Annotated in this window: 13 protein-coding genes; 6 read left to right on the forward strand and 7 right to left on the reverse strand. The window is 64.6% G+C overall.

Annotated features, from left to right (window positions below; all coding sequences use genetic code 11):
• Positions 1–45: 45 nt before the first annotated feature.
• The 3 genes from VG566_RS19730 to VG566_RS19740 all read left to right on the forward strand — a co-directional run bounded on the left by VG566_RS19730 (position 46) and on the right by VG566_RS19740 (position 2,280).
• A complete protein-coding gene (locus VG566_RS19730; RefSeq protein WP_241884821.1) occupies positions 46–885 on the forward strand; it encodes a type 1 glutamine amidotransferase domain-containing protein in 840 nt (279 codons plus the stop codon).
• 98 nt (positions 886–983) lie between these two features.
• Entirely contained in the window at positions 984–1,721 is a 738-nt protein-coding gene (locus VG566_RS19735; protein ID WP_241884820.1) for a hypothetical protein, read from the forward strand.
• Positions 1,722–1,800: 79 nt separating this feature from the next.
• A complete protein-coding gene (locus tag VG566_RS19740) occupies positions 1,801–2,280 on the forward strand; it encodes a hypothetical protein (RefSeq protein ID WP_239517619.1) in 480 nt (159 codons plus the stop codon).
• A gap of 89 nt (positions 2,281–2,369) precedes the next feature.
• Here VG566_RS19740 and VG566_RS19745 read toward each other — a convergent pair whose 3' ends face one another.
• Positions 2,370–5,546 (reverse strand): zeta toxin family protein, encoded by a 3,177-nt coding sequence (locus VG566_RS19745; protein ID WP_423172651.1) that lies wholly within the window; start codon positions 5,544–5,546, stop codon positions 2,370–2,372.
• 42 nt (positions 5,547–5,588) lie between these two features.
• The gene (locus tag VG566_RS19750; protein ID WP_143572903.1) at positions 5,589–5,930 is read right to left on the reverse strand and encodes a hypothetical protein; all 342 of its coding nucleotides are present in this window, start codon (positions 5,928–5,930) and stop codon (positions 5,589–5,591) included.
• Positions 5,931–6,159: 229 nt separating this feature from the next.
• On the opposite strand from VG566_RS19750, the gene VG566_RS19755 reads away from it, so the two are divergent.
• On the forward strand, positions 6,160–6,639 hold the full coding sequence (locus VG566_RS19755) for a hypothetical protein (RefSeq protein WP_241884818.1): 480 nt from the start codon (positions 6,160–6,162) through the stop codon (positions 6,637–6,639).
• 61 nt (positions 6,640–6,700) lie between these two features.
• The gene (locus tag VG566_RS19760) at positions 6,701–7,483 is read left to right on the forward strand and encodes a 3-hydroxybutyrate dehydrogenase (RefSeq protein ID WP_241884817.1); all 783 of its coding nucleotides are present in this window, start codon (positions 6,701–6,703) and stop codon (positions 7,481–7,483) included.
• Here VG566_RS19760 and VG566_RS19765 read toward each other — a convergent pair.
• Together VG566_RS19765 and VG566_RS19770 are read right to left on the reverse strand one after the other, a co-directional pair.
• Entirely contained in the window at positions 7,480–8,244 is a 765-nt protein-coding gene (locus VG566_RS19765) for a hypothetical protein (RefSeq protein WP_241884816.1), read from the reverse strand. The genes VG566_RS19760 and VG566_RS19765 overlap by 4 nt on opposite strands.
• A 97-nt stretch (positions 8,245–8,341) precedes the next feature.
• Positions 8,342–8,719 (reverse strand): DUF4180 domain-containing protein, encoded by a 378-nt coding sequence (locus VG566_RS19770; RefSeq protein WP_241884815.1) that lies wholly within the window; start codon positions 8,717–8,719, stop codon positions 8,342–8,344.
• A gap of 180 nt (positions 8,720–8,899) precedes the next feature.
• On the opposite strand from VG566_RS19770, the gene VG566_RS19775 reads away from it, so the two are divergent.
• A complete protein-coding gene (locus VG566_RS19775) occupies positions 8,900–10,150 on the forward strand; it encodes an alpha/beta hydrolase family protein (RefSeq protein WP_423172655.1) in 1,251 nt (416 codons plus the stop codon).
• Positions 10,151–10,204: 54 nt separating this feature from the next.
• On the opposite strand, the gene VG566_RS19780 is transcribed toward VG566_RS19775, so the two are convergent.
• The 3 genes from VG566_RS19780 to VG566_RS19790 are packed head-to-tail and all read right to left on the reverse strand — an operon-like array spanning position 10,205 to position 11,464.
• Positions 10,205–10,663 (reverse strand): SRPBCC family protein, encoded by a 459-nt coding sequence (locus tag VG566_RS19780; protein ID WP_069117095.1) that lies wholly within the window; start codon positions 10,661–10,663, stop codon positions 10,205–10,207.
• Positions 10,664–10,665: 2 nt separating this feature from the next.
• A complete protein-coding gene (locus tag VG566_RS19785; protein WP_014646883.1) occupies positions 10,666–10,998 on the reverse strand; it encodes an ArsR/SmtB family transcription factor in 333 nt (110 codons plus the stop codon).
• A 10-nt stretch (positions 10,999–11,008) separates the two neighbouring features.
• Positions 11,009–11,464, reverse strand: coding sequence for an SRPBCC family protein (locus VG566_RS19790; protein ID WP_197561650.1), 456 nt, complete (start codon positions 11,462–11,464; stop codon positions 11,009–11,011).
• Positions 11,465–11,641: the final 177 nt, after the last annotated feature.

Genomic DNA, 11,641 nt, shown 5'->3' on the forward strand with positions numbered 1-11,641 from the left:
GGGGCGATGAATAAAGTGGCCGCCATTCCCCGATAGGAGCTCCCCATGAACCTGATGACTCGGCTGGCCGCAGGGCTGGCCCTGACCCTGGCCGCCAGCGGCGCGCATGCCGCCAACGTGCTGGTGGTGCTGTCCGACGAAAACCACCTGGACCTGAAGGACGGCAAGGTGCTGTCCACCGGCTTCTATCTCAACGAGTTGATGCAGCCGGTCAAGCTGCTGCTGGACGCGGGCCACGAGGTGACTTTCGCCACGCCGCAGGGGCGGGCGCCGACAGTGGATGCGTCCTCGGTGACGCCGGCGTACTTCGGCAACGATGCTGCGCAGCTGAAGGTGCACAAGGACCTGCTGGAGAAGCTGGCGCTGACCTCGCTGACGGCTTCCCCGGTGGTCAGCCTGGCGCGCATCGAGCAGCAGGGCTACGCGCGTTTCGATGCGGTCTACATTCCCGGTGGCCACGCGCCGATGCAGGACCTGCTCAAGAGCCCAGCGCTGGGCCGGCTGCTGGCCGACTTCCACCAGCGCAACAAGACCACCGCGCTGGTCTGCCACGGGCCGATCGCGCTGCTGTCCACGCTGCCGGATGCTGCAGGTTTCGCGGCGAAGATGGAAGCGGGTGCGATGCCGGCTACACCGAAGTGGATCTACAGCGGCTACCAGATGACGGTGATCAGCAACCAGGAAGAAGAGCAGGCCAAGCCGCTGCTGGGCGGCGGCGAGATGAAGTTCTACCCGCAGACCGCGCTGCAGCGGGCGGGTGCGCGATTCAGCAGCAATGCCACGCCGTGGACCGGGCATGTGGTGGTGGATCGTGAGCTGATTACCGGGCAGAACCCGGCGTCGGCGCTGGAGGTGGGGCAGCGGTTGGTAGAGCGGTTGAAGTAAGGCGGGATCTGCATCACATGCGGCGCCGTGGCACCATGTTGGATCGGCCTCGTTCTTATCGGCGAGGCCGGTTACCCAGGGAAGCCATTCACTAAGACATGCGAACGTCCGTCCTCTTCATTCTCTCCGCCTTGTGTCTGACCCTGTTGTCTGGCTGCGCCAGCGGGCCGGAGTATCACCATTACAGTCGCGAGATCACCGGCGCGTTCGTGGCCGACGACGGCAAGCTGTACCTGTTGCCTGTCTATGACGAGCCGATGCGCTTTGATGCGGCGCCGTTCCGTGATTACCGCGCCCTGATGGACAGCCCGCTGCGCGAGGCCGTGGTCTGCGCGCAGATGTACATCCGTGAGGACTGGCGCGTGCCGGCTGACCGTACCAAGGTGCATGGCAGCTACGCGCTGCTGCTGCGGCCCGAGCAGGTGACGCCGGAGCAAGCTGCCCAGTTCAAGCTGGAGCGGTTGGAGATCAGTCCACGAGTGGCCAAGGCCATCGACGAGTTGACGCGCCGGCCGTACATCCTTGAAGCGCGGAGCCGCTACGAACTGGCGGCCAACCCGGACTGCAATCTTTCCAGGAAGGGCGGCAGCTATTACAGCGCGCTGTTCGAGGGCGACGGCGAACGGGTGCAGTTGTCGGATGCTGCGGTGCTGGCGGAGAAAGGGAAGCTTGCACAGCCGATCAATGCGCGGGCGCAGCGGATCCTGCCGGAGAGGGAGGACAAGCCGGGCGCGGGTTCGGCGGCGGGCAAGGTGCTCGGCGCGGCGCTGATCCCTGTGGCGGTGCCGGTGTTTGTGCTGAGCCTGCCGTTCCTGGGGCCGGATCATTGGAAGTGAAAAGGCGTTGAAGCCAGATCATCCACGCGTGGCGTGGATCTACTTGGGTATCGCCTGAAAGTTCATCCTGGAGATCTGTGTGCCTAGCACGCTGGAAACTGTTTTGAAGACTGTAGGTTTCATTGTCCTCGCGGCCCTTCCGTTGGCGATCCTCTGGTTCACCCTTCGGCGGATGTCAGCAACTGCTCGCTCGTCCGTGAAATCGGGGCTGCATTTGCATGCCCCGCGCCGGATTTCCGGCAGGTCCATGACCTTGGTGATGGTGGATGGAAAAGAGGATCGGGAGCACTACTTCTTTGATGCGGAGTCCTTCTACCTGCGACGTGGGCCGGTGCCTACGGCGGTTCCGCTCTCGCAGATCACCTCAGTCACACGAACGTCCGACAAGATCTACGGGCGCTATTTCTGGCGGGTGTGCTTCAGCAAAGCGTCGGGCAGAAAGTGCGTGACGTTCACCAACAACCTGACGCTGTTCAATCGCGATTTCCTGCTGTTCCTGGAGGCGGTGCGGAAAGCCAATCCGTTGGCGACTGTGGACCAGGCGGGTCTTTTCTTCTGATTGCGCGGCGACATCAGTGGCGCCGATTGGCAAACAGAAGGGCCAGGAGGGCGGGTTGTTGCGAATGATCTCGCACGTGTCTCGCCCACTCAACCCATGCTGGCGGCGCGGGCCTGAATATCGTGCTGCACGCGCTGATCTTCCAGCTGCTGTTCGAGCTGGTTGGCGATTGCACGCTGATGCGCTTCGCGGCTGGCGACGTCGAACTGCTGCATGGATTCTTCCACCGTGGTCTGCGCAGCCAGTTCGGTCGGCATTGCGGCGCGCTGGTGTGCGGGGTCGCTGGGCTCGCCCTGGACCACGAACAGAGTATGACCGGCGGGTTTGTCCGCGGTGGCGTTGCTCAGCAGCACGTGGTCCACGCGATCCAGGTCGTTGTCCTTTGCCAGCACCAGCAGGCTGGCAGTGATGCGCTCGCTGGCTTCGTCGAACGTGCGGCCGTGCTTTGCATCCAACGTGGCTACGCCTTCGCGCACCTGTTGGTAGAGGGCGTGATCGGGATGCTCAGGCTGGGTAGGCAGCAGGGGGGCGGGCGGCGCTTCGGGCTCTTGCTGGGCCGTTGCGCTTGAGGGTGCCGCCGCCGGTGCTTCCACGGGTGGTGGCGCGTAAGGAGGCTCGTGCTCCGAGACCTTGGGGGCGGCGCCTGTCATCTGCGGGGGCGCAGCTGGCTCGGCTGCGGCGAGGGTGGCTGGAACGTCTGACTCAAGCTGGACTGGCGCTGGCGCTGGCGCCGGCGTTGATTCGGCTTCGTGTAGGCGGACAGTAACCGACACGGCTTCAGCAACTTCGGTCTGGATCGACGGGGCCGTGGAGTGGGTGTGAGTCGCAACGGGCTCCTGCGCAGAAGCGGGGCGCCCGACATCCGGCGTAGGCAGCGCACTCGCTTCCGCCTGTGCAGGAGATCGCCCAGTGGAGGGAATGCCGGGTGACGGCACCGGGGCTGCCGGCATCGTGTGCGCAGGAGGGTTTGCCTTGGTAGGCGCTCGCGGCTCGCTTGACTCTTCCCGCGCAGGCTGCGTTGCAGAGGCTGCTGTGGGCTCTGGTCGTCGTGCCTCGCGTCGACCCGGTTCCTGTACGGATTCCACAGGATCCGATGGCGTTGGCGCCGCAGGCGTAGGAGCGCGATGCTCCTGTACCAAGGGTGATGTGTTGGGCGATAGTGCAGCGCGTTCAACGCTGTGCGCATCGATCACGGCTTGTGGCGTCAGCCGTTCTTCGGCGTGCTCGCCGCGAACCTCAGCCACGGCAGCGGCGGCCACCTGCTGCGCCTGCGGTGCAGCGACACCCAGTCGATTGGCTTCCTGCATGGCCTGGTCGCGGGCTTCGCGTTCGTTGACGGTCAGTGCCTCGATACTGCGGTCGTGGGCGCCGGGTACGGGCGCCTCCATCTGTTGGATGGCGCGGATCTGCGAGTAGGTTCCGTTCAACTCGTCGCGGATGTTGCCCTCGGCCAGCGAATCGCAGATCCAGCCGTCATGCAGCCATTCGCCGTCGCCCTGTTGCTGATAGGTGCGTCCATCGGATGCCAGTACGTGATCGGGATGGTCTTGGGCCCAGATCACTTCATCCGGAATCGGTCCGTACTGGGACCAGCCTTGTGCGGTGTAGGCATGCTCGTACTGCTTGGCAAAGGCCGCCGAGCTGCGGGCGGCGTTGAAGGCCATGATGCCCCGTGCGGCGTCATCAAGCTGGGCAGCCTTGGTGGCGTCGGCTACTTCGACCGTGGTGTTCTTGATGCCGTGCTCGAGGACCTGATGGACGATCTCGCGCCGCCATTCGCCATTCTCCGGGTTGCGCTCCCAGGAGCGCGGAAGGGCGCTGGGCGTATCGCTGGCATCGCCGGCGATGCTGAAGGGGTTGATCGGTTGATCAGGCTCGGACAGCCGCAGCCCGACGGCCCGGCTTGAGGCTTGGTAGTTCAGTTGCTGGGTCAATTCGGCGTCGGCCGTGAGCAGTGTAGTCGCGCCGTAGATGGGGCGATCGGCCAGGGTGCCGACGGTGCCTATGATTTCCCGCTCGCTGTGCGTCCAGCCCTTTTCGGGATGCGCCGGGTCAAACGTCCAGACCCTACCGGTGCTGTCGGCCTGGTTGTTGATCTGGTATTTTTCGATCCAATCGACGATCTCACCGCCACCCCAGGCGCCCAACCCGCCACCGATGATGCCGGTGACAATGGCGCCGGGGCCGGACTCGATGCCCAGCAGGGTACCGACCTTGGCGCCCACCGCTGCGCCGGTCCAACCGCTGACGCTGCGTGCACCGAAGTCCAACAGCGCAGCTTCTGCGCCCATCCGGTTGTCGCGTGCGTACAGATCGGCGATCTTTGTTCCTTCTGAGGCAGCTTCAACAACCGTCGCAGCGGCACCACCGATGACGGCGCCCCGCACCATGTTTGGGTGCACGCGGATGGTGTGGTCGACGCTGCGTGCTTTCTGGATGTTGGGCGTAATGCCTTCAACAACCTTGAGCGTTGCGCGCTCATCGAGAACGGCTGCCGCTGTTGGTGGGCTGACCTTGTCGTTGAGGGGCAGGGTGTCCGTAAGCTCGGCGTGCCAGCGGCCTTGTGCGCGCCAGCCATCGCGCAATGATTGGGTGATTCGGGGGTCTTTCAGCCGAGCCTCGCGTTCGGCTTCCAGCGCTGCGCCCGGTAGACGGGTATCGCTATGGCTGTCGTAGACCTGAGCGCCTTCGCGTCCGTAGAGTCGAATCTGGATGCCGGTCTCGGCCTGGACCTTGTCCAGATTTCCGGGCGGGGCATCGTAAACGTGCTTGCGCACGTCTTCGGGGACGTAGCGGCCGAAGCCTTCGTCGTCCAGCTTGTCAGTAAACCTTCGGTCGACACCAAGCTCGCTTTCCAACCGATGTGCGACAACTCCCCGAATCTCCACTTCGTAGCCCTTGGCCCGGAGATTCTTGATCAGATTAACTGCGGCGTCGCCATTTCCTAGTGTCGTATCGAGGATGAGATTCCTGTGGCCCTCGACTGCCAGGGATCGCAGCTCTTTTGCCCATTGGCTGGCATCGCTGTGAGTATGCCCTGACCAGGTGTATGGGTGCTGCTGGACAAGCTGCGGAGCGTCACGGTGCATCTCCCGCAGCGCGTCGGGATCGATGGGAATGGCATCACCAGCAAGCTCTCGAATCGCAGCACCGGCAACCCCGCTCTTACCTGCGCCTGGCTGTCCAGCGAGTACAATTGCCTTGGGGTGCTCCTGAGGAGTGGTACCGTCCAGACCACTATGGGGAAGCACCTTCTCCGCAAACACCTGCGCATGCGCCTGGGGGCGCGAGGCTCCAATCGGCTGAACTCAACGCTCTAGCTCCTGAAAATAGGAGTACATCGACTCATCTCCTATCCATTGGCTTTGTAGGCGCGCCCTAAGCATTAACCGTTCTTTTTCAAGTGCATTGGCAATATCCTGGGGATTCCCAGCCGCTTCAGCAGCGGCAAGCTCACTCCGTGCTTCCATGATGAACGTTCCGAGCCTGCCTTCCAATGCAGAGATCGCGTCGTCGAACGGCATTAAAGGAATCTGTCGTGATCGTTCGGCTGATCGATTCAGTACTTCCTGCAGCCGTTCGATATGTTCCGGATAGTCCTTGAGCATTTCCCGGAGTTTGGCTGGAACGGGCGGAGAGGAAAGGGTCAAGATTGTGACCTTTTGGGCAGATCCACGTAGATTCGAGAATATCCCCACATGCCTTGGTGGGTCCAATGCTATTTGCGACAACGTATAGGCAAATGGGTTGTGTCGATTTGGCCCACGAGTCAGCTCATTGGGTCGCCATTCCTCGTGGGCTGGAGGAATGTACGGCATTGCGCATGCATAATCCCAATGGGGCGAACGGATGCCCGCAAACAGGAAGGAAGCCTGTGCCATGACGAACATGCCAACCCAGCTCACGACCGACTTCGATGCGATGCTCGACGGTGGTGACATTGCCGAGGCGCGGCGGCTGTTGGCCCCGCAGCTTGCACGCGGCTGTGCCGAAGCGCTGTTCCTCTCTTCCTCGATGCCTGTGGGGGAGGACCACGCCCATGCCGAGGCGGACAGCTTCGCGACCCTCAAGCAGGCCGCAGAGAAGGGCTATATGCCGGCGATCCATGCGGTAGGGCTGTGCCTGCTGACCGGTGACCGCGTCGAGCAGGACTTCATGCGGGCGGCCGCGCATTTTGAGCGGGCATCGGAGGCCGGCTATCCGTCGGCCATGTACGAGTTTGGCCTGGCGCTGTTCCATGGCAAGGGTGTCCCCAGCGACGTGCCACGTGCGGTGTACCTGATCCGCGCTTCGGCGCAGGCTGGGAATGAGTACGCCAGGGAGTTCCTGCTGGCGTACTCGTTGGACGTGGGCACATAGGAGGAGGGTGCGGAGGCCGATAACGCTACACTGGCGTCCTACCCCCGATGGAAGCTCACCCATGTTCAGTGGCAAGGTTGCGGTGGTCACCGGCTCCACCAGCGGTATCGGTCTTGGCATTGCGACCGCGCTGGCCCGGCAAGGCGCGGACATCGTGCTGAACGGCTTCGGCGATGCGGCGGAAATCGAACGCATCCGTTCCAAACTGGAAGCCGAGTTCGGCGTGCGCGTGGCGCATGACGGCGCCGACCTTTCCCATGGCGAGGCGGTGCGCGGGATGATCGATCGCGCCGTCGCGACGATGGGCCGCATCGACATCCTGGTAAACAACGCGGGCATCCAGCACACCGCGTCGATCGAGGAATTCCCGGTCGAAAAGTGGGATGCGATTCTGGCGCTGAATCTCTCGGCGGTGTTCCATGCAACGGCGGCGGCCTTGCCCCACATGAAGCAGCAGGGCGCCGGCCGCATCATCAACATTGCGTCGGTGCACGGGCTGGTGGGCTCGGTGAACAAGTCGGCCTACGTGGCGGCCAAGCATGGCGTGGTGGGGTTCACCAAGGTGACCGCGCTGGAGAATGCGGGTACGGGCATTACCGCCAATGCGATCTGCCCGGGCTGGGCGCGGACGGCGCTGGTCGAGCAGCAGATCACCGCGTTGGCCGAGCGCGAAGGCACGGATCAGGAGTCCGCCGCGCGTGCGCTGCTGGCTGAGAAGCAGCCGTCGTTGCAGTTTGTGACGCCCGATCAGCTGGGTGAGATGGTGGTGTTCCTGGCTTCGGACGCTGCGGCGCAGATCACCGGCACGGCGCTGCCGGTGGATGGGGGATGGACGGCGCGCTAGCTGGCTGGCTGCGCTTTGCGCTGCAACATCGGCAGTGCCACGAGTGTGGCGAGAATGGTGAACAGCACCAGCGACGAACCTACCGTGCCGAAGCCCAGGCCGCCCTTTTCCAGCGGCTTGGTGAGCAGGTCGCCGAAGGTGGCGCCGAACGGGCGGGTGAGCACGAAGGCGATCCAGAACAGGATGACCCGGTTGATGCCCTTGATGCGGCTGGCCAATGCGGTGAGCGCGATGAGGCTGCCGATCAGCAGGGCGCCGCCGGTGAAGCCCAGCCCGGAATCGTCGGCGAGGAAGTCGCCCAGCGCGGTGCCGAGCGTGTTGGAGAACAGCACGGCGGTCCAGTAAAAGCCTTCGGCGCGGCGCGATGCGATGTTGCTGACCGAGATCGACTTTTCCGACATGCGCCAGGCCAGCAGCACCAGCGCCAGGCAGCCGGCCAGCAGACTGGCGCCGGTGGCGTAGCCCAGGCCGAGCGTGCGGTCGATCAGGTCCGACAGGGTCGTGCCGGCGGTGCTGGTCGCCAGCACCACCGACCAGAACAGCACCGGATGGAAGCGCCGCGCCGACAACTGCATGCCCAGCAGGCCGGCAAAGATCGCCAGCAGGATGGCCGAGCTGGCCACGTAGCCCAGATTGAGCGTCATCGACAGCAGATCGCCCGCAGTCTCGCCGAGGGTGGTGGCGGCGATCTTCATCACCCAGAAACCGAGGGTGACCGCCGCCACTTTGCTGTGCAGGGAATCTGCGTCTGAAGCGCGCATCGAACGTCGCCTGGGGAGCCCGCGGGTGATGCTGTGGCGGGCGGCGTCGGAGTGCAGTCGGAACCAGGTTTGGCGAGGGTGAGCGTGGGGGCGGCGTTCAGCCGGCGCTGGCGGGGGCCGAAAGGCGCGCCAGCAGGGCGCCCCAGTCGGCCACGAAGCAGCCGTCGCGGCCGCGGTTGCATTCGGTGATCCACGCGTCCAGCGATTCGCTCTGTGCGCGGTAGGCGCTGACATCGCCCAGGACGGCGAAGTGCAGGCGGTAGTTCACCAGCATCTGCAGCCATTGCCCGGCCATGCCGGAGCGCAGCTCGAAGAAGTCTGCCGAAAGGCGCTGCACCGGCACGGCGATCCACTCGGCCTGGTGCCCAAGGGCATCGCCGACCAGGTCGCGTAGGGCGCTGGCATCGAGCATCGGGCCCTGCGGGTCGACGCGCAGGATGCGGGTGGTGCCGATGTGTTCCAAGTGTGGGTGCATGACGCTCTGAAGTCCGTATCGTCCTTCCAGTATGGCCGTGGAAGGGGAGCGACGGCGAGCGGTTGCAGCATGAATCTGGCGAACGAACGCGCTAGGCTGCGCCCGACACCTGCACGACGCAGGTTCATCGAAACGGGGAAGGGCATGGCAGGGTGGAGGAGTCGTTCGTTGTTGAGCGCGGTGCTGGTGTGTTCGGGGCTGCCGGTTGCAGCCGCCGAGCTGTGCACGGTCAGTGCCTACGGTGACGGGCAAGGCAACATCGTGGTGCTGGGCGCACCCGCTGCGGCGCCGGCCACAGGCCAGCGCTATCTGATGCTGGACGGGCGACGTGGCGCCACCGGTGATGCCAACGCGCCGGTGAGCTGCAGCGACGATGTGGTCAGCTTCAGGTCGCCTGCGGGAGCGACGCAGCGCTGGCAGCGACTGCCGACCCGCGATACCGAGACGACCTTCAGCAGTGCCGGAACAAAACTGGCCGGGCAGCTGATCGAACCAGCCGGTCCGGCCGACCCCAAACGGCCGCTGGTGGTGCTGGTGCACGGCTCGGAACGCACGATGGCGGCGGCGGCCATCTACCAGCGCATGCTGGTGGCGCAGGGGATTTCGGTCTTCGCTTACCAGAAGCGTGGCACCGGCGACTCGGAAGGGGAGTACACGCAGAACTTCGAACTGCTGGCCGACGATGCGGCGGCGGCGCTTGCAAAGGCGCGCGAACTGGCGAGAGGCCGGTTCGGCCGCGCCGGCTACTTCGGTGGCAGCCAGGGCGGGTGGATCGCACCGCTTGCGGCGACGCGCTCGCAGGCGGATTTCGTGGCGATCGGTTTCGGGCTGGTGGTCTCGCCCATCGAGGAGGACCGCGAGCAGCTGTTCGACGAGGCACGCCGCATGCAGCTGGATGCAACGGCGATGAAGCAGGTCGGCCAGCTGTCAGACGCGACCGCGCAGTTGATGCGCACGCATTTCAATGAAGGGTTCGAGGCGCTGGCGAAGGTGCGTACGCAGATCGGTGCCGCACCGTGGGCAAAGAACATCAGCGGCGAATACAGCGGCGACATGCTGCGCATGAGTGACGCTGACCTGCGCCGGATCGGTCGCGCGCGATTCGACAACCTGGAACTGATCTGGGACTACGACGCCGAGGCCGCGCTGCGCCGCCTGAAGGTGCCGTTGCTGTGGGTGCTGGCCGAGCAGGACCGCGCCGCGCCGATTGCCGCCACGCGTTCGATCCTGTCGCGCCTGCGCGCGTCGGGGCAACCGATCAACACCTACCTGTTCCCGGATACCGACCACGGCATGGTCGAGTTCCGCACCGATGCCGAGGGAAATCGCGTGTCGACGCGGATCACCGACGGCTACCTGCGCCTGCTGGCGGATTGGATCAAGCAGGATGTGCGTGGCAGTTATGGGCGTTCGCGCAGATTGAGCGATTGACCGGCCAGGGAGCGCTGGCGGCGGGTGGCGCTCCGCCGCCGATTGCGGCACGACTCAGTTCGGCTTCGCAAACACATCCAGCCCCTTGCCCGTCTCCAGCAGCGACTTCAGGCTGGACAGCACGATCGGCCAGCCCTGGCGGATGCCGGTATCCATGCCGCTGCCGGGTTCCAGTTCCTCATGGGTAACCGTCAGCCGCACCATGTCCTGGTAGGGCACGATGTCGAAGGTGACGCGGCTGTAGGCAGCGGGATTGTCGGCCTGCGAGGCGGCTGCCCAGGTGATGACCAGGCGCGAGGGCGGGGTGCTTTCCACCACTTCGCCGACCAGCTCGACCGAGCGCGTTTCATTTGCACGCACGTGCTGCCAGCGCGAGCCCGGTTTCCAGTCCGAGACGTTCTCGTGGCCCCAGTAGCGACTGGCGATCTCGGGGCGGGTGATGGCCTCGAACACCTTCTGTGGCGTGGACGCGATGTAGATCACGTGGATGAAGCGGGTTGACTCTGCGGACATCGTCATTCTCCTTCCAGTTCGCGTTTCAGGTCATGCAGCAGGCTCAGGCGCTGCTGCTCGAACTTGCGTACCCAGCGTTCGTAGACTTCATGCAGGGGCACCGGGTTGATGAAGTGCAGCTTCTCGCGGCCACGGCGCACGGTGCTGATCAGGTTGGCGTCTTCCAGCAGGCCCAGGTGCTGGGTGACCGATTGCCGGGCCATGTCCAGGTGTTCGCACAGCTGGCCCAGCGTCTGCCCGTTGTCCTTGCAGAGCAGATCCAGCAGCGTGCGGCGCGTGGGATCGGCCAGTGCCTTGAACACCTTGTCTGCGTCGCGCAGGTGGTCTACCGCCATGGGGAGGTCTTCAATTCCAGTTGTCGATCCTGACGTCGTGTGGGTTGGGCTGGCCCTTGCCGGTTTCCAGCAGTGCCTTCAGGCTCATCAGGAACACCGCCCACTTGGTGCTGCAGTGGGAGGTGAACTCGACGCGCTCTTTCCAGCCTTCATGGGTGAACAGGACGATGCAGTAGTCGCCTTCCTGCTTCAGCGCGAAGCGCGCGTGGGTGCCGATCCATTCGGCGGGGCCGGCGTGGAACCGCCACAGCACGAGCTCGCCTGGAACAAGCTGCTCAAGCTTCATCTCCATGGCGCCGATTTCCTGGCCGTTGTTGGTGAAACGGACCTTGACCGTGCCGCCGGCTTCGCGGTCGCCGTGCGCGTCTTCGGCCCACCAGGCGGCCACGCCTTCGGGGGTGGCCAGCGCCTGGTACACCTGGCTTGCGGGGGCCTTGATGCCGACCCTGTGTGCGATATCCACCATTGCAGTTTCCTCGCGATGGGCTGGCAGGCGCCGCCCTTGAGTGGACTATATGCAGGTAAATGCCTGCATGTCAAACGCCGCCACGAACGCCCGGGCGTGGTAGTGCCGGCCGCTGGCCGGCATCCCGGTGGCGTTGGGTACGTGCAGTTGCCGGCCAGCGGCCGGCAACTGCACGTA

The sequence above is a fragment of the Stenotrophomonas sp. CASM114 genome, assembly GCF_049384325.1.
GTDB classification, from domain to species: Bacteria; Pseudomonadota; Gammaproteobacteria; order Xanthomonadales; family Xanthomonadaceae; genus Stenotrophomonas; species Stenotrophomonas muris.

What these genes read in the sequence shown, in the direction of transcription:
- VG566_RS19730 (WP_241884821.1), top strand. Translation starts at nt 46, where the DNA reads ATGAACCTGATGACTCGGCTGGCCGCAGGGCTGGCCCTGACCCTGGCC.
- VG566_RS19735 (WP_241884820.1), top strand. Translation starts at nt 984, where the DNA reads ATGCGAACGTCCGTCCTCTTCATTCTCTCCGCCTTGTGTCTGACCCTG.
- VG566_RS19755 (WP_241884818.1), top strand. Translation starts at nt 6,160, where the DNA reads ATGACGAACATGCCAACCCAGCTCACGACCGACTTCGATGCGATGCTC.
- VG566_RS19760 (WP_241884817.1), top strand. Translation starts at nt 6,701, where the DNA reads ATGTTCAGTGGCAAGGTTGCGGTGGTCACCGGCTCCACCAGCGGTATC.
- VG566_RS19765 (WP_241884816.1), bottom strand. Translation starts at nt 8,244, where the DNA reads ATGCGCGCTTCAGACGCAGATTCCCTGCACAGCAAAGTGGCGGCGGTC.
- VG566_RS19770 (WP_241884815.1), bottom strand. Translation starts at nt 8,719, where the DNA reads ATGCACCCACACTTGGAACACATCGGCACCACCCGCATCCTGCGCGTC.
- VG566_RS19780 (WP_069117095.1), bottom strand. Translation starts at nt 10,663, where the DNA reads ATGTCCGCAGAGTCAACCCGCTTCATCCACGTGATCTACATCGCGTCC.
- VG566_RS19785 (WP_014646883.1), bottom strand. Translation starts at nt 10,998, where the DNA reads ATGGCGGTAGACCACCTGCGCGACGCAGACAAGGTGTTCAAGGCACTG.
- VG566_RS19790 (WP_197561650.1), bottom strand. Translation starts at nt 11,464, where the DNA reads ATGGTGGATATCGCACACAGGGTCGGCATCAAGGCCCCCGCAAGCCAG.